Annotated in this window: 16 protein-coding genes; all 16 read right to left on the reverse strand. The window is 49.8% G+C overall.

Annotated elements, in window-relative coordinates:
• Positions 1–12 precede the first annotated feature (12 nt).
• Positions 13–309 (reverse strand): cohesin domain-containing protein, encoded by a 297-nt coding sequence (locus tag B1748_RS27795; protein ID WP_087571216.1) that lies wholly within the window; start codon positions 307–309, stop codon positions 13–15.
• Between the two features lie 33 nt (positions 310–342).
• On the reverse strand, positions 343–5,088 hold the full coding sequence (locus tag B1748_RS27800; protein WP_087571217.1) for a right-handed parallel beta-helix repeat-containing protein: 4,746 nt from the start codon (positions 5,086–5,088) through the stop codon (positions 343–345).
• A 72-nt stretch (positions 5,089–5,160) separates the two neighbouring features.
• Complete coding sequence (locus B1748_RS27805) at positions 5,161–8,601, reverse strand: heparinase II/III domain-containing protein (protein ID WP_087571218.1); 3,441 nt, start codon at positions 8,599–8,601, stop codon at positions 5,161–5,163.
• Between the two features lie 46 nt (positions 8,602–8,647).
• On the reverse strand, positions 8,648–9,538 hold the full coding sequence (locus B1748_RS27810) for a carbohydrate ABC transporter permease (RefSeq protein ID WP_087571219.1): 891 nt from the start codon (positions 9,536–9,538) through the stop codon (positions 8,648–8,650).
• Positions 9,539–9,553: 15 nt separating this feature from the next.
• The gene (locus B1748_RS27815) at positions 9,554–10,462 is read right to left on the reverse strand and encodes an ABC transporter permease (RefSeq protein ID WP_087571220.1); all 909 of its coding nucleotides are present in this window, start codon (positions 10,460–10,462) and stop codon (positions 9,554–9,556) included.
• 87 nt (positions 10,463–10,549) lie between these two features.
• Positions 10,550–12,040: an ABC transporter substrate-binding protein gene (locus tag B1748_RS27820; protein ID WP_143810393.1), complete on the reverse strand. Its 1,491-nt coding sequence runs from the start codon at positions 12,038–12,040 to the stop codon at positions 10,550–10,552.
• A gap of 122 nt (positions 12,041–12,162) precedes the next feature.
• Positions 12,163–14,313, reverse strand: a complete 2,151-nt coding sequence (locus B1748_RS27825) for a helix-turn-helix transcriptional regulator (protein WP_179215866.1) — start codon at positions 14,311–14,313, stop codon at positions 12,163–12,165.
• Positions 14,314–14,739: 426 nt separating this feature from the next.
• Positions 14,740–15,792: an FAD-dependent oxidoreductase gene (locus tag B1748_RS27830; protein WP_087571223.1), complete on the reverse strand. Its 1,053-nt coding sequence runs from the start codon at positions 15,790–15,792 to the stop codon at positions 14,740–14,742.
• The gene (locus tag B1748_RS27835; RefSeq protein ID WP_179215867.1) at positions 15,789–17,708 is read right to left on the reverse strand and encodes an FAD-dependent oxidoreductase; all 1,920 of its coding nucleotides are present in this window, start codon (positions 17,706–17,708) and stop codon (positions 15,789–15,791) included. Before B1748_RS27835 ends, B1748_RS27830 begins: the two co-directional genes overlap by 4 nt.
• Before the next feature lie 241 nt (positions 17,709–17,949).
• Entirely contained in the window at positions 17,950–19,002 is a 1,053-nt protein-coding gene (locus B1748_RS27840) for a LacI family DNA-binding transcriptional regulator (protein ID WP_087571225.1), read from the reverse strand.
• 126 nt (positions 19,003–19,128) lie between these two features.
• The gene (locus tag B1748_RS27845) at positions 19,129–20,118 is read right to left on the reverse strand and encodes a Gfo/Idh/MocA family protein (protein ID WP_087571226.1); all 990 of its coding nucleotides are present in this window, start codon (positions 20,116–20,118) and stop codon (positions 19,129–19,131) included.
• A complete protein-coding gene (locus B1748_RS27850; RefSeq protein WP_256975967.1) occupies positions 20,115–21,125 on the reverse strand; it encodes a Gfo/Idh/MocA family protein in 1,011 nt (336 codons plus the stop codon). The genes B1748_RS27845 and B1748_RS27850 overlap by 4 nt, the downstream gene beginning before the upstream one ends.
• 334 nt (positions 21,126–21,459) lie before the next feature.
• Positions 21,460–22,113: an SGNH/GDSL hydrolase family protein gene (locus B1748_RS27855; protein ID WP_087571227.1), complete on the reverse strand. Its 654-nt coding sequence runs from the start codon at positions 22,111–22,113 to the stop codon at positions 21,460–21,462.
• Between the two features lie 88 nt (positions 22,114–22,201).
• A complete protein-coding gene (locus B1748_RS27860; protein ID WP_143810394.1) occupies positions 22,202–22,837 on the reverse strand; it encodes a hypothetical protein in 636 nt (211 codons plus the stop codon).
• Entirely contained in the window at positions 22,830–23,681 is an 852-nt protein-coding gene (locus B1748_RS27865; RefSeq protein ID WP_179215868.1) for an amidohydrolase family protein, read from the reverse strand. Before B1748_RS27865 ends, B1748_RS27860 begins: the two co-directional genes overlap by 8 nt.
• A 23-nt stretch (positions 23,682–23,704) precedes the next feature.
• The gene (locus B1748_RS27870) at positions 23,705–24,835 is read right to left on the reverse strand and encodes a glycoside hydrolase family 88 protein (protein ID WP_256975968.1); all 1,131 of its coding nucleotides are present in this window, start codon (positions 24,833–24,835) and stop codon (positions 23,705–23,707) included.
• Between the last annotated feature and the right edge of the window lie 58 nt (positions 24,836–24,893).

Consider the following 24,893-nt stretch of genomic DNA (forward strand, 5'->3'; position numbering starts at 1 on the left):
TCCTTCTACTCGTTATTCACATGATGAAATCGTCAGCATATTATCGCTTTCGCTTATTCGGGGCATCCTTGCATGCTCCTCTTCTGACGGATAGAGGATGGCAGCACTGCCATCCTCTGTATACCTATTTGCCATTCTATTTGGGATGGTGATCTGGTCCGTCACCGCTGCCGCCGACACGAACTCCACCTTTGCCCGATCGTACTGGATCGTCAACCCCTGCGCGTAAACGGAGTTGGTCACACTCTGCAATCCGTAAGTCAACGTGAAGGAGGTGCCGGCATTGACTGTGTTATTACCCGACAACACCGCCGCTGGAGGCTCCTCATTGTCGTCCGGGTCTCAATACGGATTCAATGTCAATACGGCCGATCCAGTGGAAACAATGCCAATGTAGCCTTCATCCGTGATGTAGCCGTTCCTATCCAGATAGTCAAAGATGGTTGTTCCGTCAATCTTGACAATTAGACGAACGCCATCTTCAACATCCAGCGCTCCAAACTGAACGGAATGTTCCGTACCGGATGTTACCAAAGTGTTGGGGACTGTGAGGACTCCTTCCGGAAACGCTCCGGTTGGTCCGAAACGCTGCAATTCAAAAGCATTGTTCTTGGCAACGAATAAATAACTGGTCGTGGTCCAGGGAGCTGCCGATATACTTTGCGACCGGAGAGAAAAACCTTGCCACATGTTGTTTGTGAAATCGAATCCCGCCTGGAAGCCCCAGATCGCATAATTAGGCACTTTCAAATTATAGCCCGCATAACCATTGCCTGACGGAGAGAACGTCAATCCGCCTTCGGGCGTCGTGGAGAAGTAGTTGGGATCGTCGGCCACCCAGTTGGACCTGTTCGTCAATAATTGTTCCAGATCGACTAAGCCTTGAACCTGCTTTCTCTTAAAAGCCGCCACGCTCTGAACAAGCGTCGCGAGGGCGGAGTCGATTTCGCTCTGAGTAGCGTTAGCATCATTGATTACTGCGTTGGCACTGGCAATCGCCAGTTGAAACTCCGTTAATGCTTCTGCCGGGAACTGACCGGGATCGGTCCCTACAACCGCAGCGGCATGCAGGTTTTCTGCTTCTGCGGTTTTGTTCACAAGCTCGTAGTTGTCGGTCACTTCGTTCAGGGCCGTCGTGAAATGAGCCGTGCCTGCATCATTAACCTTGCTATCCGGATATAAGGCCGAGTCGCTGATCGCCTGAACCTTCCAGTAATAGTCCTGGGCGCCGTATTCCAGATTATCTAGCTTCAAGTAATTTTCTAGCGACTCTCCCTCATAAATGACGTCGGTAAGCAAGCTGTCAGTAGCCACAGTGACCTGATAACGGTTTGCGCCGATGGCAGGCTCCCACATGAGCGTTATTCCTTGGGCCGGAATCTCTACGTCATTGTTCTGCGGATAGATGAGCTTGAAACCCGCAATCTCGGGGTAAGACGTTCGGTAGGCGTTCAACTTGAGTCCGATCTCGTTATATATGGGCGCCGTAAATCCGTTTATGCCAAAATCGCCCAGCGGATTAAAGTTGTTATTCGCCGCATCTTCGAACAAGCTTGCATCGGTCACCGTCGTATTATTCGTGAATGTCCCCGTAGGCAGCGCCGAATCCGGCACGACAATGTCGTTTGTGTGAAACAGAACATTGCGGGTAAACGTATTGTATTTCGGTTTATAAGGCTCGTCAGAAAATAGATTAGTCAGTGTTGGGAACCGCGATACCCAGAGATCGCTAGTTACCGGCATGGCCATATATCTCGTATATAACGTGCCGCTCGGCGGTTGAACCAACGGATTGGCCTCTCCCCCGCTTAAGTTGAGCAGCTTGATGGAGGAGGCGGAATTAACCGAATTAGCCACGATGTTGCTGTCGACAACGTTATCCCTTCCGCCGTGGATAAAGACGGATGAAGTGTTATTAAAGAAAATATTGCTCGTCACGTGAATACCGCTCAATTGATCATCCAGATAAATGGCATGAGCGCCTCCGCCATGCAAGCCGGTAATATCATGCACCAGATTATTCCGGATCACATTGCCCTGGTTCGTATAGTCGCGTCCTCCGTAGATGGCGCCAGCGTCGGTGGACTGCTTGACAACCGAATAAATTTCATTGTTTTCAATGACATTATCGTTGCCGCTAATCCCTATGGCTTGGTGAGGCGCTTCATTCATCACATTGTTCTGAACGGTAATGCCAACCCCGCTAATCCCGACTGCCGGGGAACTTGTTTTGCTCACAGTGCTGAATCGTGTGAAAACATTGTTGCGAATTCGAATATTGGCCGGAGCCAGCGTCGGACGATATCCAACATTTGTCGCGGAGACGCCCCCCTTGCCGATATTGGTAAAGTCAGAATCAGCGACTTCCGCATTCAGCGAGCTTTCGATGACAACGGCCTTCCCGCCGATATTGCGGAACGTGCTGGCCGCGATTAAGATCGAATCGGTTCCTGTCATTTCGATAGCCCGATGATTCGTATCCGCGAAATCAAGGCCAATCAATTGGATATGACTGGCATTCGTCATCTTTACTAACGTCGTATTCAGACTGGACAACTGGATATCGCTCTGCGAAATGTCATGAGGCGCGTACACGTACAGGATGCCGTTCGTTCTGTCAAGAAACCATTCACCGGGCATATCGATTTCTTCGAGCAGGTTGAATACATAATAACGTTTGCCCTCCGCAACCCCGTACGGCGTTGTCTGCTCGACGGCTATCGTCTTAGCGGTGGTGTCCACATCGGTAACCCGCATCGAATCGATGTACCAGTCCCAGAACCAATAGCCTTCCACCCACAGCTGATCCGCTTGCCCCCATGAATTCGGCTGCTGTTCATTGTATTGCCACACGGCTCCGGATCCAGTCGCTCCGGGAACGGAGACAGGGCCCGTCGTGACGAATCCCTGGTTCGGCCATCTGGCAATCGTCTGCTTCGTACCGTCAATATATAGCGCCGTGCTGTCCGGGAGCGATTGAGTATTGGAATTTGTCCGTTGGATCGAACCGAGCTCGTTAGTGGTGAAGCCTAATGCATACAAGTCCGCCTGGATGACCTTGCCTGCATATCCGTCTTTCAATCTGCTTACGATGGCTGGATCCATAACCGCGGAGAAGGCGCTGGAAGGAATCGTCTTCGCTCCCGACAGCTTGGCGCTCTGCCCCGGATAGGATCTGTACGTGATTGGCGCCTTGGCCCTTCCCGAATCGGAGGCATCGAGCGTTAACGTGCTGCTGCGAGAATATTGTCCGCCCATAAGGTATACGGTGATGCCGCCGGCCGGAATGCCCGTGGCGCCCTTCCGCTGCCTTACAACATCTCTTGCTTTTTCAAGCGTTAGGAAAGGCGCGTGATAGGTTCCGTTATTCGTATCGCTCCCTTGCGGGGATACATATATGCCGAACGTCTGTTCAATGCCGGTCAGGAGGCTCACATCCCCGGCCGTGAACAGATTAGCGTCATCGCTGACGGCATACAACGTGCCATTGTTCCATACATATAGGTTTTTCTCGGCGGCTACCGCCTGTATGGAGACATAATCGCGTCCCTGGATCGTCTCGGCCGTCACGGATGTTGCGCCAAGCTTTGCCGTCACAAAGTCTTTCGGAAGCAGCACGTCGCCGTTCTGCACGACTGGCAGGATTGTATCGTCGTCGGCGTTCAGCTTCGTTCTGGTTCCGTCTGCATAGACGTCGGAAGAATACAATGACAGAAGTATGCCTTGAGGCAATCGGGTCTGCAGATCAGGCAGATGATCGACTTTGCTTTGCGCATTTTGCGTAAAAATCTGCTGGAGACGGGCAGCTGTCGTCGCATTGTATTCCTCGATGACAAGATCATCCAACACAATTTTCCCAGCGACATTGAAAGCAATGCCTTGAACCGAGTCTACCGGATTGGCAACGGTCTGATTCGTCATGATGACATTGTTGCCGTCGTCGTCTCCGATATAGATATCCTGTTGGCCCGAGATCGTATCGATGACCAGCCAGACCTCGTACTCGCGCCCGGCTTGCAGCTCGGTAACGATCGTTGCGGTACTGCCGTTCATCGCCTCCAACTCGCCGGAACCGGTTAATCTGAATTGAGGAACGATAGTCCCGGTGCCCGTTGAACCAATAATGCCGGGGAACAACTCGCTTGTGCCCGAAATCTCGTTGACATGCAGCTTATAAGTGATAATAACTTTGGTGGCGGAATAAGGAGCGGCAAGCGTCTTCTTGATATAAAATCCGCTTGAACCGCCGCTTGCCGATTCGATGTAGAGCTTCTGATTGTGCACTTCCGCTTTATAACCTGCTCCCAGTCCGCTAGCGTTCGTCGCCCAACCCTCGGCATCAGCTGGCACTTCCCACCCGTTCGTATAGACAAAATGCTCTTCGAACCGATTCAAATCAAGCTTGGGTACGGTAAACGTCCAGTCGGCCAACCCTCCGACAAATATGTTTCCTCCCAGATCCGCACCCGTGCTGTCCGATACTTTAAAGCCCCCAATGGCAAGCGTCAAAGTCGTTACTGTACTGGGTGGTGTATTGTAAAACCCGGCTACGCCAACCCCTACCTTTCCACTGGTAAACACAGAATCGGTTGCGGAAAGTAAAAGGGTATCATTTGCAAATACCTGGATAGCGCCGGACAAAACCGTAATTTTATAACGGTTTGATGTATTTAGGGCATGTTTCAAGCTGGGTGAACTGCTGTCCGCAAGCTTCGTGGCGGTGCCATTTTTCTTTTTGTATAAACCGATTGCGCCAGAGCCGCCATGGACGGTGATATAATAATAATTGTTGACATCTTGATAACCAAAATAAATCTCATGATGCGCCCAATTCGGAAAGATTGGATTCGTAACAGGTTTTACATCCATCTCAAGCACCATGTCCGCTAATGAAAAGATTGCAGGGGCTACTCCCATCGTGTTAGTAGTGCCGTTCGTCGTCAACATCAACCAATCGACATTACTAGTATCCGTCGTTTTATACCACGTGCTGCTATCTGCCGCATGGGCGGTTTTTGCGAACGGAAATAGGAATGAGGGGCATATCAAAGTCAGGGCCAGCAAGAAAATAAAGACTCTTCGTTTCACTGATCATTCGCCTCCTTAAGCAATTGGGTATTTTCATAGCATGTAAAGCCAAGCTGCCTTGAATTGGTTGATTTAATAGATCACCTCCTTCCAGTCTCCCCCGGCATGACTGCAATGAATGACTTTCGCAGGTTGACCGAGTTCGGGGATTGACACCATCACATCCGACTCCGAACGTAGCATAAGCTTCTTATGTTGACCATCCTCAACGATTCGGGCATGTAACGAGGTTGGCAAGGTAACTTGTATGGGACCTCGAAGCGTTCGATGCGGAAAAAAGGTTTCATGCGCCAATTGCTGCTTAGGATCGTAATCAAACCCAATGTGCCGGGCAATATACATCTTATAATGTTGATGTCCCAGTGCAATCAGCTTCTCGACCGGCAAATACCGGGTTGGTTGTCCGGCTTGAGAGAGAGCAACATGCTTCCCCTTATGAGGCTGCCTGTCGCGCTCATCGGGATAGCCCTCCAGACTGCCCTCCAACAGCAAATAATGGCCGCCCTCATCCGTTCCCGTCGCATGCAAGATCAGCTTGTCCCATGGCACAAGCTCCAATGTCAGCGTTTCCAGCTTCAACCTCGTGCCGTCGTACAAATCAATGCATCGTTCTCTTCCATCGATTCTCTTAATCTCCCTGCAAGTCAGCAATGCGGCATCCGTCTCGAAGTCGCGCGCGGAGATATGTCGTTCGCTGTCCGGGTTGCGGTACAGGACATGAACAGTCATTTGCTCGGATTCGATAACAACGCCAATCCCGTCCTTCTCGTTCATTTCCATCATTCTTTGGCAGCTCCGTATTACGGGTTTAATCCGAAACGGCTCCCACAGCGCCGCGAACGTACTCTCCAGCTCTTCGCCTTCTCTTCGAACGATTACTTTGGGCATCACATTCTCCGTCCAGTTGTCCATCGCTTCTTGCAAATGCGTCAGTTCCTTGTTGTATCGCTGCCTTGGTGCATCGCACAACAACACTTCCCCTTCGCCGGAAGCCAGCCAGTGGATACGCAAACCAGGTTTCTCTTCGCCCGACTTCGCTCTGGCGCCCGCACCCGGAAACTCCTCGCCGTTCGGGCACGCTGCCGTCATGGTCAACTGCCATGGCTTGTCATTCCGATACTTCTTCACATTTCGGAATGCTCCATAATAATGACTGCCGGCTTCTTCGCCGTCAGAAGGCAGCGGCTTTTCGAAATACGAACCGGCTACACTGCTTTTCTCCGAAACAAACGGCGTGCCGCGCTCGTCAAGATTGTCTAACCAGAAGCAGGGTTCGAGACTCATATGGGCGAGCTGCGAATAATCGGCGCAACCGTTGGCCATCCATTCGTGACGGCTTCCACCCTTGACCTCGAACAGATCCAGGAATACATGCCCGCTTCCGCCTATCGGTATGCCAATGATTGCACGCCTGTATGTTCCGGCTGCGCGATAAGCAATTCCCGGCGCTTCCGCCTGCATAAACATGGTGCTTTCATGCGGCGCATGCCACTGCAGCAGATTTCCGCCCCTGGAATCGCAGCTTTGATTGTTCCCGTCTATAACGACCAGATTATGAGATATTGCGGTCTTCTGATATCCCCCCAGATGGGAGTAGCCCAGATCGGATGCGAGCTCATCCCCATAGGCCCATAACGTGAAATTCAGCATATCTTCATGCGAGTGGTTATAGTGCCCCGAGTAGTGCAAATGCCCTTCCATACAATCGGGTCCCGATCCGCTTCCCAGGATGGCATGACCGAATTCCGGGAGGAGGAACGGCTCCGCGGTATCGCTTCGAAGAGGATTAGGCTCATTGACTTCATGATCTCGATGCCCTTCGATATGATACTGGCTATATTGACTCTCGGCCCAGGTATCATGAATCGTCATCGCGGAACCGTCTGGATAAAATAATCGCCGATTGCATAAAAACATAACGGCGCGATAGTTTGGTATTTCCTCTTCAGGGGCGAACGCGTATATCCTTTGGTTATCATAGGCTCCCGAATAACCTGCCGGATCCGAATAACCAATAATGTCCGTAAGCGCATCGCCGATTTGACCGGCTACGTCATGCAAATACGATACGCTTTCGGGAAACATGCCGTCAGCCATAAATAAATACGTGAAAGCCGACTGCGCTTTACGGATGACGTAATGGATGATCTCCGGACAACCGATAGACAACCCGGCGGTTACGAATCCTTTCAATTGCAGTCCCATGGTATTATGAAGAAATTTCCAGCTGTGCGTTCGATGATAAGCATCCATCTTCAAGGACATTCGCATAATATGCAATATCCCATCCGTAACGGCCTTTCTGCCCTCGCGCACTCCAATCGTATCGGCGACATGGCTCCACACGCGATCATCCTTGATATGCTCGAATACCGTTACCAGCTTCGCCAACTGGTTGCCCGCAGCAACGGTGTACCACCGGTATCCGTCGGCAATCCAGGCAAACCATCTCCCATAATCGTCCGGAGGGAAGAAACCTTCGATATTTCTATAATTCCAGTCCGGATATCCATAGAGGGGCCAGTCCCGAATATGCTGCATCTGCTTCAGCAGTATAATTGCGGCTCTTAAGCCCGCCTCCATATCCCCCATGGCGGTATAGTATTGCGCTAGTACCAGCGCCGCTTCGTCGAAACACTCCATCCGGGTGCTGACCATAAATTTGTCCAAATAAATTTTCTCGAACTCGGGATCGAAGTATCGGATCAAGTCCTGTTCGTCAGGTCCGGGATAGGCGGGGACAAACATATAAATGTCCTCGACAGCTCGCGGTCGATGCCGCAGATGATACGTATACATCCACGTCTTGCCGGACGGAGACCGCACCTCCTCCTCGCCCGACACGGGAAATTCCTTCCGATAATCGACCATCTCGCCGGTCGTCCGATTGCGAATCACATCGGGCTCCCGCGGGTCCCATGTATAATCTTTATGATATTTGCCAAGTCCTCTGCGCTCCGGAACAAGCTTATAGAGCGTATCCGGCGACAGTTCCATATACCCTTGAAGATGTTGTGGCCATTCATCCCTTGTTACCTTCAGCGCGCTTAAGGGGCGTTCGTATTCGGGATAGGCCTGCAGATTCTGAACCCAGTCCAGGTAAGGAGCGCCTGCCATCATCGGGTTGTCGGGAAAGCCGCCTTTCACCAATACAAGATTGCGGATCGATACGTCGCCTGTACCCAACAATTTGAGCGTATAGACAAGAGCTGCGGCATTCGATTTAACGAACGCTTCTACACGCATGGTTCGCCATTCCTCATCAGCCGTTAACCGATTCCAGTCCTTCTCGAATTGCATGTCATAATGCATATTTCTTACTTTTTCGGATTGCAAGCATTGGTTATCGGCCTGATATACGGCAAATCCCTCCGCATGAATGGTGACGGAAGGCGTACTTCTAACTTCGAAGGACACGCCATAGATGTCTTCGCCATACTCGTTAATCTTGAGCGGAGGCAAGTCATAGCTGGTCTCTCGATCTGCGACGATTTGAATAACTCCGGCAGTCATAGGAGCAACACCCCAAAACCTATTTTTTGTTCACACACATGGATGATTAGCCTTTAAGCGAACCTACAGTCAGACCTTTCACAAAATACTTTTGAAAGAATGGGAAAATAACGAGCATAGGCCCGCCGGCCAATACGGCGATCGCCATACGCGCAGAATCCGTCGGGAAATCCTGCATATTAATGCTGACTTGAGAAACGAACTCTGAGTTTGTGGTTAGAAATTCGATGGTATTCATAATTCTTACGAGAAGCAATTGCAATGGCACCAATGTGTTGCTGTCAATAAAGAGCATGGCGTTAAACCACTCATTCCAATAGCCAAAGGAGATAAACAACCCTAAAGTGGCAAGGGCAGGCGTTGACAGCTGGAGTACAATTGTAAAAAAGATCCGGAACTCCCGGGCCCCGTCCATTTTGGCGGATTCGATAATTTCCTTGGGTATTTCCGAAAGAAATCCCTTCATGACCATAATATTGAACGGGTTCAGCAGAAGCGGCAAAATCATGGCCCACATCGTATCTTTCAGATGCAAGTATTGCGTGATCAGAATATAGAATGGTACGAGCCCGCCGCCAAACAACATCGTAAAAAAGATATAAAAGGTCGTAATACGGTTATAGCGGTAATCCGAACGCGAGATCGAATACGCCGTCATCGCTGTAAGCAACAGACCGCAGACTGTCCCAATGACCGTGATTAAGATCGTAACTCCGTATGCTTGAAGGATTATATCCGGCGTTGTAAGAATATATTGATAAGCTTCGAAGCTCCATTCCGAAGGGAAGTAGGAGTAGCCTTGTTGCAATACGGATTCATTGCTCGACAACGACACAATGACCACAAGCGCAAATGGTAATATAATAACGATTGACAGGATAATGAAAGCTAAATTAATGACAATGTTGACTACCGATGGCCTATGAGATTCCGTCATTCCATTCGCCCTCCTTTACCAAAGCGCATTATCCTGATTATTTTTTTTGATAATCCAATTCGAAGTCAGTACCAGGACCAATCCTACCATTGATTGATAGAACCCGACCGCGGCAGACATGCTGACATCGCCCAGCTCTCTGAGCGCCCTGTACACATACGTATCAATGACATCCGTAGTCGAATAGATAAAGCCCGAATTATTGGGAATAAAATAATGCAAGCCGAAATCTCCGCGGAAGATACTGCCGATGGAAAGAATCAACAAGATCGATATGAGCGGCGTAAGCATGGGCAGCGTTATCTTCAAAGCCATCTGCCATCTTGTAGCGCCGTCTATTCGGGCAGCTTCATAATAATCGGGGCTAATCCCCATAATTCCCGCATAATAAACGAGCATGCTGAAGCCGACAGCTTTCCATAAGTGAAAGACGATTAATATATAGGGCCATACGCCCGCAGTCTGATACCAAGAAATCTCATCGAATCCTAAAGCCGCCAAAATTTTGTTCAGTAAACCATATTCATAATTAAAAAACGCATAAGCGATATACCCGACAAGCACCCAGGATAAGAAATGCGGCAAAAACATCGAGGTTTGATAGAATTTTAAGAATTTTCTGGATATTTCATTCAGCAGAATGGCGAAGGTTAAAGCGGCAACCATGGTAAGCAGAATGTAACCGCAATTATATAGGATCGTATTTCGCGTAATTCTGAACGCCACATCGGATTTGAAGAAAAACTCAAAGTTTTTCAGGCCGATCCATTCACTGCCGAATAACCCCAGGTCATACCTATACTGTTTGAAGGCAATAATCACTCCGACCATCGGCACGTAGGCAAAGATCAGCTTGTAAAGGATCCCTGGGAGCGACAGCAAAAATAGCTCGTGATTCTTTTTAAAATGCTTCCATTCATTCATGCATTCAATCTCCTTATCTTGGCTTTCCGTGGTTCATTATCCGAAGAAGCCCTGCAGGTGCAGGACCTCTTCGAAAGCATCTATAAGCTATTTCTTCATTCCGTTTGCCGTCAGCCACGCGTCAAATTGTTTTTTCACTTCATTGACCACAATGCTTTTCCCTGCTTTCTCGAGTCTAGACTTGTACTCGGGCAGTACTTTGTCAAGATCGAACGAGCCGGTGTATAACCCTTTGTCAAACTCATCCTGCACAGCCTTGATATTGGCAAGCTCGGTTTTTACAGGATCGCTGTTGAAGCGGAATGCGCCATAGGGATTTACCGTTGCATTTTCGTTTTCCTTTTTAATTAATTCGTTCATGTCAGCCGGTTGATCGTCCCTGACGTAACCGTTAAACGTATTGCCAAATACCCAGCCTATATTCGGGTTATAGCCGCTTTCCGCCTTCACCTTAATCTGATTGTCGTTCACCTTCTCATAGTGCTTGCCATCAATCCCGTAAGACAGCAGGTTATACAGTTCTTTATCGGAGTTGAGCAGTTCAAGGAACATCATCGCCCGCTCAGGATTTTTGGAATACCGTCCGATCGCGGTATCCGATGTGTTCGGCCAGCCGTTTGTAGACACCTCCGATATCGGAACAGCCACAACGTCTAAACCTCCGTTTAACGTCTTTGCATCCGATTCCACCCCTGGCTTTAAGGTATTTGTCGGGTTTACCGCAATTTTCCCTTTGGACAAATAGTCGTTTTGCTTCGCCAAAGCGGCATCCTTTAGAAAGTAGCCATTCAACTGCCATTTGCGATACAATTCCAGAACGGCATCCTTCTCGGGAAGATCCGCTACAATCGTATGCGAGGAATCGTCTCTTTTCACATAAGAGTAGGGACCCACGGACCAATAGTTATTAATATAAGGATAGTAATCCCCGCCAAATCCACCATAGGGTATCATGTCAGGTTCGTTTTGCTTAATGATCTCGAGTACGGGCTCAATATCCTCGAATGTCTTGATTTTGCTGACATCAATGTTATATTTATCAACCAGATCCTTTAGGATCAACAATCCATTCTGCGAGAAGTTTAATTGCATATTCGGAATAGCGTGAATCTCCCCGTCAATTCGGAGACCGTCCCACACATATTCCGGAACGTCCTTCATGAGATTAGGAGCATATTGAGCTAACAGATCATCAATCGGCAAGAAGGCGCCTTTGCGCGCATTCTGCTCATAATTGAACAGATAACCCGTCCAGATCAGATCGATATCCTCCCTCGCAGCCGCTACGGTATTCAGTTTTTGCCCGTAGTTTCCAATATCGATGGGCAGCAGCTTGACCGTTGCATTAATTTTTTCTTTCGTAATTTTGTTTACCTCGTCTTCAATTAATTGCTGGTCGCTCTGCTGTTGAACCAACGGATAATGCCATGTCAATTCAACTTCCTTCAGTTCAGTTGAAGCTTTTTCTGTAGAGTCGGGTTTTTCCGAGGAATCCGGTTCCGGGCTCCCGCAAGCACCTAGCAGCAATACAGTACTTAATAGTGCGGCTGTGATTTTAACCGTTTTCAATTTCACCACGCCAATGACCTCCCTGAGATTGTTTGACTTCAATATGAATTTTTACAGATTCGCCGCGCTCTGAACACTGTATTAATTAATGTTTTGCATACTCTGGACATGTATTATTTCAACATCATTCGTCATTTGTCCGCATGTCCGTTTGTCCATTGGTCCATCTGTCCTTTGAGACGATATTCTTTGGGGGTCACGCCATATTTTCTCTTGAATAATCGGAAGAAGTAGCTTTGATTCCCATAACCTGCGCGCTCCATAATTTCGGTTATATTAAAATCCGTTGATTTAAGCATGTGTAAAGCCTGCTCAAGCCGAACATCATTCAAATAATCAATCATGCTGGCTCCTTCTGAATTTTTGAATATTTTCCCGATATAGACGGAAGACATTTTAAGAGCGGATGCAATGCTTTGAACGTTGAGATTGGAATCCATGTAATTCTGTTGAACAAAATCCTTGATGGTATCGACAAGTATATCGTACTTTACGCTGTTCCCCGCATGAACGGCCGACATCCGATCAAGCGGTTGCAGAAGAACTCTCTTACAGTCTTCAAGCGTCTCTTGTTCCAGAAGTTGAAGGTTCAATGCATTCAAATCGAATTGGATCGGCTGGATTCGATTCATATTGATTTCTTTGATCGCTTGTCCGATCAAGACGACTAGACGAAGCATGGCATACATCATATTATCGTATCGAAAGCCGGCAATTCGCTCCAACAATTGCTCCAAATAATCCTCGATCAAATCCGGCTTTTCGGCTTTTATGCTTTCCGAGAATTTTTTTTCAAGGTCTAGAGGCAATACAAGCTCCTCCGAGTTGATATTGGTCTTGACCAGATCATACGTGAGAATGGAGCTGTTTCCATGTACGATTCTATAGTCCAGATATTGCTGGGCCTGATTATATTGGGTTGAAAGGTTGATGTAGTCTCCGGATGGCTCACTGATCGCTGCCGAGAAGGTAACCTTGTATAGTTCATTCACAACCTTTTGAGCCGATGAGATTAGCGAAATAATAAGCGAATAATCGCTTTCTTTGAAAATCCCGTCCTTCGTGCTCATTAGAATGACCAGGTGTTCGCTTCTCATCTCGACGGATTCGCATAATAAATCCTTGGACAATATTTCCTCAACAATATTCAGAACCGCAAATTGATAAAGCCTGCGTTGCGATAAGCTTAAATTAATCCCGAGCGTTCTATGGTTGTCCAGCTTTAACACGGCAAGTATGATATTTCCATTGGGACTGAGATTAAGCTGATGCTGCGAAATACATTCTGTATAATCCGCCAATCTGTAGGCGGGACTGTCCGAGATCAGCCTTCGCAATTGATACTGCTTTACGATATTGACCTGAGCTGCCCGCTCGTTTTGAATCAACTGCAAGTGATTCAGAGTTCCCTTATACGATGACATAATCCATCCGAATTCATCTTTGGATTCCTGATGCCGATCGCTCTCAGGGCTTTTAAATTGTTTGACCAGCGTATCTATGGGGCGATACAGCTTCTGAGCGATCAAGATCGAGGCAACAAAAGAAAGCAAAATAAACAGGCCGAGGATAACAATCGAACCGTATTTTAATTTGTTCAAGTGCCGCGAAATGTCGTCATATGGCTGAACATTGATAATGTCCCAATTCGAGTTGCTTGCGATCCGATAAGTAATAATTTGTTTTTTATTGTCATGATGGGCGACGAAATAATCTACATTTCTCCCGGTCTTCAGCCTGTGTTCAGATACCAAAGAATAGAGCTCTTGATAGAGAGGCTTCTCATTCGGGCTGAAGGATACGATTTCCCGCTCCCCTTTACCGAGATAAATGGCAGTATTGGAGTAGTCATCGTAGAGCCCACTGATATTTTCAAGAAACCAATTGGGGTTTATATTCAATACTAATGCGCTTTCCCCGGCCTTGTATTCGGAGCCTTCATACATAAAAAAGCTAATCGAGTCGACTTGCCCCCCGGACCCCGAGTCCTCTCCGAAGGCATAGGAAACCGGAATAAACTGCATCTTGGCAGGCTTCAAATCTCCATGCAGATATTGACCGATCTTGTCGAACAACACCTCGTTATCCACTGTGCTATTGCGCGCATTATCCGTGTAAAACTCTCCATTGGGACCGTTATAATAAACGATAGAGTTTAGAAAGGAGTACGTGCTGACGATTTTTACAAGCTTGGAAGACTTTCTCACCAGATCTTCCGTAGATGACCGATAGATAAAAGGAGCCAGATCATCATCGTAATAAACGGATAGAGCCAGGTTCATTACAATTTGATTCGCATAGTTAAAATTGTTGCTAATTTGAGAAATGATTTTCTTATTGGCATTATATTGGAGTTCAAGAGAGGTTCGTTCAGCCCAAAGATATAGGAAAACGGAGAAAACCGTGAGGAAGACGAGCAAAGATGTCATTACGAACAACAGAATTCGACGCAAATAAAGTCGTGAAAAGTATATTTTCAAAAAATTCATGCGCTCTCTCTCCTCGGGTCTGTCAATAGTGTTGTTAAAAACGGTGCTCGGATCCATTAGTAGAGTTGTGCAGCATGCGATTTGCCCACTCTGTTATATTATACGTGTGACTTCAACTCCCTGTACCGATAACCTATGATATCATTTCACAAGCGAAAAAAGAGAGACCCTTACGATATGCGGGGCCTCTCGGATTCCAAGATTGATTTATATTCGTACTTAGGAATGGGACAAAGCAAACGCGGCAACAGCTTCTCCAAGAAGAAAGCGGTTGAGCACAGCTCTTGATTCCGAATCAGAAGAAGCCGCCAAATAACAGGGTATCCAAGGACCAGCCAATAGCAATCCTCGGCTGCGGGAGCAAATCATATGTCCGGCAAGCAGTTCGACTGTCGACTGGACATCCCTTCCAGCGTCGCGTTCCGCCCTCTGTTCCTTTGCAAGCAACCGGCCAATGGGGGCATCACCCTCGAAAAAGCCCTCTTCCAATTGAAATTCAGGCAACCTCCATGCTTCCTCGGCCAAATAAATGACTTTGGCGTCTGCCGCGCCATCGACCTGTTCACGGATATGCCCAATTACCTGATCAATCATCGCGAAATAATCATGATTCGCATTTACCGTCGCGTCGGCCTTCAGTTCGATATCCGCCCGTGATTGATTGGACGATAACGGACGAAGGATCGCCCTGTTGCCGGCGGGCAGCAGCATCTCCTTCATCTCGTTCAACGCAACTCCTCCAAGCAGCAACGAGCGTACGACCGGCTGCGAGATTTGCCTGCGGATATAATCCGTATCGATGAGTCGGCCAGGTTCGTCGGTTTCAATTACTAAAGGAGCCTTCAATAACCGATAGCCTTCTCTCGTCCCAATGTACAGGCCGACCACTTGCCCGCTTTCCTCGGCGATCCGCGCGGCCCAACTGTGAAACAGGACATCCACCTTCGCTTCCATCGCCCAGCGATCGAATATCAGTTCGGCAAACGGCGCATGAAACCCTTTCTTCTGTCCTGGCCTGTCATCCATATGGTTCAGAAACTCCCGGACATAAGGAGAGGCCGCATGCTCCTGATCCCGCTCGACAAACATTCGGCGCGCGCGCCCGATCTCCCAGCCGAGCGCATTCCTTCTTTCGACCAGCGCAACGCGTTGTCCCGTGCGAGCCATTGCCGTTGCGCACACAAGCCCAATCAGTCCGCCGCCCGATACAATAACATCATACTCACCGTAAACCGCTTCGTCTGCTATGGATGAATTTTCTGCCTGCTTCAATGTTGAACCTCCGTCCTCTCGTCTTGGGGCACGACCCTCTGCCGCAGGCGCGCCTTCAACCGATGGGCCATATTCCGCGCATAGGCGCGCTCGTCCGTCATATAGCCGTCCAGTATGACATAACCATTATCTTCTCCGAGCAGCGCAAGCAAGTAAGCTGCCGTCATCTCGATATTCCAGCGGATTGAAGTGTCCAGCTCCATATTGACTTGCCAATCTTCCCCCAGCTCGGGCTCGGCAAGCAATTGATTCACGGCCTGCTTCACCTTTGCCAGTGTATCCGTGGGGATCTGCTCGCTTACCGCGATCAGATAGTGCAGCACGTGCAGAATTTGTGAAAAGGCCGCCAAGCGCGCCGTCGGATTTCTCCGCTGCAATCGATCAAGCATCACCTCAAGGCAGGACGCCTCCCGCAGCTCCTTAAGCAAAATGAGACAGGCAATCCAACGTGGGGGAATAAAGCGCTCAAACCCGGGAGGAGCATCCATAGCCTCCTCCTCAACCGCCCGAACCAAACAAGACGATCCGGCGCGGTCTCCCAGCAGAGCAAGCGCCATCGCTGCGCCTCTCTGCTGCTTGCCTTCCGACTTGGCCAACGTCTCCTTGAGCAGCGGAATGACGTTTTCTCCCGATTTCCACAGCCACCATATAGCTGGTCCTTCCTGCTCGGTTCCCAGTGCCTCGATCAGTCGCCGCTGCACTTCCGGCCGCCTCACCGTTTCCAGCGTCCAGTTGCGCTGCGCTCGCTTGTCGTCGTCCAGCGTTAGCCAAGGGGCGCTCTGCCTGACAAGATCATCCTTCTTCAACACGCCGCGGTTAATCAGGCGCCGCTGCAGGGCGGGCACCTCAAGATCGCGCGGGAGACGACCGCTTTGCACGCAGAGGGCCGCCGCCGTTCCGGCCACTTCGCCGACGCAGTGCATATCCGGCTGCATACGGAAGGACGTTGCGGTGTCATGGTCCATCGACAATGCCCGGCAAGCGATCAGCAGTCCGTCCGTTTCGACAGGAACAAAGCTGCGGTAAGGCACATCGCATCCGATGCGATCCTTCCAAGCGCCGATCACGCCTTCCCATATTTGCGCAAACCGGCTTTCATTGGCGAGGTCCAATGCATGATTATCATAGTGGGTGTAACATCTCATGACGACATCCTCGAATCGACGGTCCAATGCAAGGTCCTCCAGCGTCAGGACATACTGCCCGACAATGCGCCTGCCTTCGCGAACGCCAAGCTGCGAGCCGACGGCAATCAAACGATCATCGCCCAGCTCCGGCAAATCCCAGAGCACCTTCCGAGCCTCCAGCAAAGCACGGGAAACATCCCTGGCGCTTGACGAGTCCACCCACCCCACGTCAAAGTTCAGAAAATCCGCGATCTCCGCTTCTTCCTTTAAATAACGAGGGGGCAGCGAGTACGCATGCATTACGCCATCCCATTCTCGTCCGCTTGCAAAAGGGGCGCCGGCCAGCGCGCAAATATCGCCGTTACCCGTACAGTCGAGAACGACCTTCGCCTCGACGCGGAGAACCTCATACGGCGACTCAAACACCACGCCAGTCACTCGTTTGCCTTCCAGGATCACTTGTACCGCGACATGATCGTACAGAATGGTCACGCCGTTTTGCGCAAGCCGTTCTTCCAGGCGAATTTTTTTTGCCTCGGGATGGAAGCCTTTCACTTTCCCACCCAAATTCCCGGCAATCTCCTGTACCTCCCTGTCCAGCTTCCTCTGCATATCGGTATGGGTGCCCAAGTAGTAGACATGAACACCGGTATGGGTGCCCACGCCTCCGACACCGCTGCCGAATTCTGCGAGGCATACCGTCACTCCCGCTTCGGCAGCGGCAAGAGCTGCCGATACGCCTGCTGTGCCTCCGCCGACAACGAGTACCTCAACGTTTAGTTCCTTCATGCTGTGCATGACCTCCTGTCTGGCTCAAACCATTGTTCACCTATTGTTAACTATTGCAACAAAATGTTTAACTCATGTTTACCAAAATTATAATAGAACATCGTCAAAAACTCAATAAGAATCAGTAAACAGTTTAATTTATTGGACGCGTTAACCTTGGGCGCATAAAAAAGGGAGGCCTGTTCTCAAACAGAACAGGCCTCCCTTCGATTTTCCCTAATGGCTGATGAGTCAACTTCTTTTAACGTTTCGCCTTGTAAGACGTATGCAGCGGTCGGCACGAGGCCCTCTCGATTAGTCGCCCCGATATCGCCACTCGTCTAGGCAGCGGAGACAACTGATCTGTTATATCCAGCAGCATCTTGACCGCGTATGTGCCAAGCGATTCCAAATCCTGCTTCATTACGGTAATGGGAGGACTCTCAATCTGGAAAGACTCCGAATCGTCAAAAACGATCAAGGATAGATCATCGGGAATCTGTTTGCCAATAACTCGCAAATGCTGCAAAACCATTAGACCGGCCAAGGACGTAGTGGCAAAGATCGCGGTAAAGTCCTGCTCTTCCAGCATTCGCAATCGTCCGTCATTCTTCTCATAGGGCGGCGACACGATCATCGTATGCTCGTCGCTGACGCTATGCCCGGCAGTCCGCATGGCCGAAAAATACCCATTCGTTCGCTCCGTGCTTGTCGGACTTGTGACCAGCGCGATTCGGGAATGACCCAAGCCAAGCAAGTATTCGGTCGCCTCCTTGCCGCCATCATGATTATTCGTCATGACCGTGTGCAACTTGACGTCGCGGTCCGCAATCGTATGATCGCCGATAAACACTATCGGAAACTGTTGGTCAATCAGCGTATTGAACCCGTGCAATTCCTTGCGGAAGCAGATAACGACAACGCCGTCAACGCCGGAGTTGTATACCTTCTCACACAATTCGTCCTCCGTGATATGCCCGTTAACGGACTTTACCTCGATTATAACGACATTGCTGTTGCTTCGTGAGGCTTCCTGAGTAATGCTCATCAAGGTTTCGCGGAAAAAACCCTGCCCGATGCTCTTATGTGAGTCCTCCGCGATATAAAGCACGCCGATCGATCTTCTGCTCGCGGTCTGCTTGCTTGCAACAACATCATCATTGTCCGGTTCGGTCTGCAAATACCCCAGTTCGATCGCGACTTTGCGAATCCTGGATTTCGTGCTTTCCGATATACGTGGATGATTGGACAAGGCCAGCGAAACCGTTGCCTTGGAGCATTGGGCAATATTGGCGATATCCTGCAATGTAGGCATCCATTTCGACTCCTTGCGTGTCCAGATACCTTCATTTTATGCGATATCAGGTTAACATTCAAACATTGGTGTTGCATTTCCGTTAAAGCAGCAGCGGCTTAATGGACCTGTACAGTGTTCAATTCTTTAACCGGTTATAACGACCGGCTTTTTCTGTTTCGCCGCCTCATACGCGGCAAGTGCCACAACGGTTGCTTTGAGGCCGTCCTCACCGTTAATCGGCACATCCTCGTGTGCCGCCAAGGCTCGAACAAAGTCTTGAATCATCAGATCATCCGAGGAATCTCCCCAATAGCTCCACTGCGCCTTCATTTTGTCATCGCCGTAGACATGATTGATCTGGCCAAAACCGTCAACCGTGAGAACACCCGACGAACCTGTAATTTCCATAACGACATCCCAACCTACGGGAGCAGATTTCGTCCGTGACCAACTCGTATCAATAACGCCAATAACGCCATTTGCAAACTTGACATGAACAAGTCCGGCATCTTCTACCTGAATGTCGTGGAACAGCGTTCCAGCCTCGCCGTACACTTCTGTCACATCACTGTTTACGAACCAGTTCATCAAGTCCATAACATGAACGGTGTGGTCCATAATAGCTCCGCCTCCGGACAGGGCCGGATCGATAAACCAGCCTCCCGGCATTGTGCCCCGGTTCATGCCCTTAATGGCAAGGATCTCCCCGATGGCTCCTGATTCAATTGCCTTCTTGGCTTCGACGATAGGGGGCAAGTACCGGCAAGGAAATGCCGTCATCAGTTGTACTCCCTGCTCTCGACAAACCTGAATCATCTGCTCCATTTCCGCTTTGTTCACCCCGAGCGGCTTTTCGCACAGAACATGCTTGCCGGAACGGGCTGCTTCGATCGTGAGCGCGGCGTGGCGGGAATTTTCCGCACAGATAACAACGGCGTCGATGTCCGTCCCGAGCAACTCGCGGTAATCGTCGTAATACGTAATGCCATCTTGCTGCACGATCCGATCGATTCGACTTCTCTCCTCATCATACAGACCGGTAACTGCAACCTGCGGGATCGTCTGCAGAGCGTTCAAATAACTATAGGCATGGCCATGGGCAAATCCAACCATCCCGACCCGAAGTTTACTCAAGTTCCGCTCCCCCTCTCTTCCAGTTGTACAGGCATTCCGGAGCGAATCGATTCCATAGCGGCCATAGCGATCTCCATCGCTTTCAAGCCATCCTCGGCAGTAACGATCGCTTCCTTGCCCTGCTGGATGCACTCGATAAAATGCAGCAGTTCGTCATAATAAGGATCATGTACGGCCGGACTCTCGTGGACGGAAACATTTTGGTAACCCGCGGTGGGCGGATTCGTATTTTTCCAGATCTTAAGAGGGGTTACCTCTCCCGTATGATAACGAACCATCCCTTTCCTTCCGGTTACTTCGATCGCCGTCGTGAAGGGGCCCGGATATCCCCAATGGGCCTCAAGGTTAGCGATTACCCCATTGTTGAACCGCAAGGTTACCAGCGCATATTCTTTGTTCTCCGTCCTCCGGCTCATGGCGAATACGGTGGAGACATCGCCAGCCAGACTGCGAACATAATCGATATCATGGATCATCAGATCCATGATAACCCCGCCGCTCTTGGCCGGGTCCACATACCAACCGCCGGGATATACGCCGAAACGTTTGGTGTGGATCAAGCCTAGACTTCCGATAACGCCGGCATCTACATTCCTTTTGATATCCCGATAGCTGGGAAAGAAACGTACGACATGGGCAATGAAGAGCCGGACACCATGCGCTCGACACGTCTCGATCATCTCCTGCGCCTCCGCCAGGCTTGAAGCGGCCGGCTTCTCGCATATAACATGGATGCCCAGGCTGGCTGCCTTTACAACAAAGGTTTTATGCAAGTGTGTCGGTAGGCACAGACTGACCACATCCGGCATTACTTCTGCAACCATCTCTTCAAACGAGGTAAAAGCTGTTGTTTTTCCAATATCCGCAACCGGATTCGCCAGCTCGGGCTGAACATCGCACACGCCAACCAATTTCACGTGGGGCATTTGGGTATAGTTGCGAACATAGAGTCTCCCCATTCCCCCGCATCCGACAACAGCCATTCTCACTGTATGGGTCTCGCCCATTTTTTCCACTCCTCGTACACCAGTTGCTTAACCGGCTTGGTTATATCGGTATTCATGATTTCTTACGCAACGCGCAATGCCGTATTGACATTTTGAAAGCCTCATCATAATAACGCAATCAGAACAGCCTCTTTTGTTGCATCCCCCTTACGTTAAACAATTTTAACCTAAATCAAACATAAAAGTTAAAATGTTTAATTTAAGTTAACGCGATTATATCCTGATCAATTCTTTGAGTCAAGATTTATATAGCTGTTCTTACAGCTTTCTGTTAATGGTTAACTGAATAAACAACGTTAAACAGGTACTAACCGGTTCCGATCTAGATTCCCGCTTATTGGTTCGGTACAATCGTCTGCATAACGTCGCCGATACACGCCGCCAATAAAGCTTGGCCTGCAGCCGTCGGATGGACGCCGTCATCTGTGCCGCTGTTCTCCACCGTGCGAAGCAGGTCGCCTAGCGCCCCGCCTTGCTGAATATAGGTTTGCCAACACCTTGCAACATCGGCCAAAGCGACACCTAGAGATGCCGCTTGCTCGATAATCGCTTCGTTGTACACATCTATCCACCCTTGCGCGCTGTCAGGGTTGCGATACCATCCCATCGGATGCCGACGGTAATAGTAGCTGTCCGCATCGCCTTCGATGATTGGGTTGATCGTGCACAGCACCGGTACAGCTTCGGCGGCACGCAGCTTGTCGATGATCGTCGCCAAGTTGCTGCGGAATTCGGCCAACGGCGTCTTGGCAACGCCATCCTCCTCCATCACATGGTCGTTCATGCCGAAGGCTACGATACATATGTCCGGACGTTTGGCCAGCACATCGTTATCGAATCGGGCCAAACCTTGACCGGTCGTGTTGCCTGGGACACCCGCGTTGATCGCCTCGCATTGAAACCGCTTGGCAAGCTTATATATATACGTATCGCTCTCAGCTATATATTGTCCTGCGGTAATGCTGTCTCCGAATGCGGCAAGTTTCATCGCTAGTTCCACCCTTTCTGTTCTTAAATAAACTCATCGCCGATGCTACAAATCGCTTGGTTCAGCCCGGCTAACCAATGTTCCTCTGTCATAACGCAAAGTATAACTCCATTTCGGTCCATACAGATTGTCCCGCAACCGCTCCAGCCGCGAAATGTTCCGCCATTACCTCATGCCAATTCAAAGGCGTATGATCGGTCGCCAACTTGCCGATACGGCTTGACTCCTTCAAGGCGGGAAGCTCGCAATATGAAAACAAAAGCTCCCCGAGAAGACCGATAGAGTAGGATAAATTAAAGCTCCCCGGATGTTCTTCCTGCTTCTGATAATGGTAAAATACGTAGCTGCTCACCATTTCCGGCTTCAGTACGGCAAACGCGCCTTTGCGCTCCTTCTTGTCCCGCTGCTGCCGGCAGCTTTGAACCTCTTCTAACGTCCCGTCGTAAAATACATTTGGCATTAGCGCTTGATAGGCGTCCTTCTCGCCCCCGCACGGCCATGGCACCAGCCACTGGAGAATTTCCGCGGGCCAACTCCAATCCTTGCTATCAAAAGAAGCTTCTACATATATAAATATCGCATGTTCGTATGCAAAAATACTGCAGGTTCCCGCACCTTGCCTCAAGAGAGCTTCCTTCCAGCCTTCACCTTCGCTTCGTAAGGCTTCCTGCAGCTGCTGCAGTTTCCCCGGTTTCACTTGTGCCCGGTACATCCACCTATTCACTCGCTGCAGCCTCCTCCGATTCGATGCCATAAAACCGGTAACCATTCCTGCAGCGTACTGCTTGACGCTCGGTCTCATCCCATTCTGCCGGCAACAACGCTTCGAACAGACGAATCGCTTCGTCGTATGTCCCGCCTTGCAGCGCAACAGGCCAATCGCTTCCGAACAGCAATCTGGAGGATCGGAATGTCCGCGCTAAATACTGCACATACGGTCGCAACATCGTGGGCCGATACCCTCCTGATTGCGTCAGCATGCCCGACAGCTTGACCATCGTGTGCGGAAGAGCTTCTATGGAGCGCATATCGTTCATCCATGCTGTCATTGCCAGTTCCTTCACAAGGGGGACGCCAAGATGATTAATCACCGCCTTTAACCGAGGTACAGCGTTAAGGCAGGATAACACGGCAGGCAACTGGTGGGCTCTAGCCAACAGATCGATGGGGAACTGATCCCTTTGAAGCAGTGCAAGCCGATCAAGCAGCAGCCTGCGGGCCTGCTCGCTTTTTTGCTCGAATTTGACGCCGTTTACGCGTATGCCGACAAATTTTCTCTTCGTACGGAACCTGCTGTAATGCTCCTCGAAGGACTCCTGCGTCAAATCAAGCCCGCCCACGACCCCTTTGATCCAGCGATACTGTTCAGCCAGATCCAGCATATACTCGATCTCCTCAACCGTTGAGGCCGCTTCTACAAGTATGACGCCTCCCACACCTTGCGCTTCCAGAACAGGCTCCAATTGAGAAGGGAGACGATCCTGGAATAAAATGTGGTTATGGGGAGCAATCCAGGAATACTCCCCTCGCTGCAGCTTCCAAAAATGGACATGGCTATCCAGGTACACAGACTGCTCTCTCGCTCCCTTCTTCACCAAAAACTCAATTCGTTGCCGCGCAACTTGCTAATCGCTTCTGCGAAGTAGTAATCGCCATAAATAATTGGAACCTCAATAAAATGTTTTTTGGGATAATTCGCCGTCGCCCTTCTGATCAAGCCTTCCTCGTCGGAGTCCTCCCATGTCGCGTAATGCTGATCCAGCATTTGTACGATTTCCGCTGCCTTCTGCGTATAGAATAAGGATTCCTTCTCCGGCACATGCCTCGCAAGCTCCAACAAACCGCTCGCTGTACAGGCCGCAGCGCTGGAATCCTGAATGGATCGCGATTCTGTCGGTGCTCTGAAATCCCAGGACGGCGCTTGATCGGGCCGCAACTGCGACAGGAAGAATGCAGCAGTCCGTTTGGCTGCCGTTAAATAACGAACATCTCTTGTATATCGATAACTAAGCGCAAACCCGTAAATTGCCCAGCTCGTGCCTCTTGCCCAGGCGGAATCCTCCGAATAGCCTTGCCCGCCAATCGCGCCGGCACGCTCTCCTGTCTCCGGATCGAATTGCACGATATGGCGTGCCGATCCATCCAGGCGTATAAACTCGCGCAAGGTCGTATTTGCATGTGCGACCGCAATATGGCGGAATCTTGGATCTCCCGTCGTCTCGGTAGCCCAGTAGAGAAGAGGCAGATTCATCATACAATCGATAATCGCCCAGCCGACGCGATCCTCCTGATTCCAGGCGCGGATAAATCCTCCCTTTGCATTGTATCTTCCTGCCAAATGACTGGCTGCGGTTAACGCTCTTCGCCTGGAAGCTTCATGTCCCAATAATTTATACTGGGCAATGGCAGTCGGCGTCCACATGAAGCCCACATCATGATGCAGCCCGGTAAAAGTGTGCAATGGCTCGTCCAGTTTCTCCTCGCAGGCTGCGGCGATAGATCTGAGCCGCTCATCGCCATTATGTTGATAAATCAGCCATAACAATCCCGGCCAAAAACCATTTGTCCACCAATCCGCAGCCTCATCGGTATAAATGCCATTAATAGAAACATACGGAAAACCGGCGCCTATTCTCCGACTCGTCCCGCTGATCTTATGGACAATTTTGTCCCAAATCTCGTCCGCCCATCGATTCGTTCGATCTCCTTGCAGCTTTATCACTTCCTTTTAACTTATGGTCTACTAAACGGAATCACTATCAGGATAATAAAAGTCTCCG

The organism is Paenibacillus sp. MY03, from assembly GCF_002165585.1.
Taxonomy (GTDB): domain Bacteria; phylum Bacillota; class Bacilli; order Paenibacillales; family Paenibacillaceae; genus Pristimantibacillus; species Pristimantibacillus agaridevorans.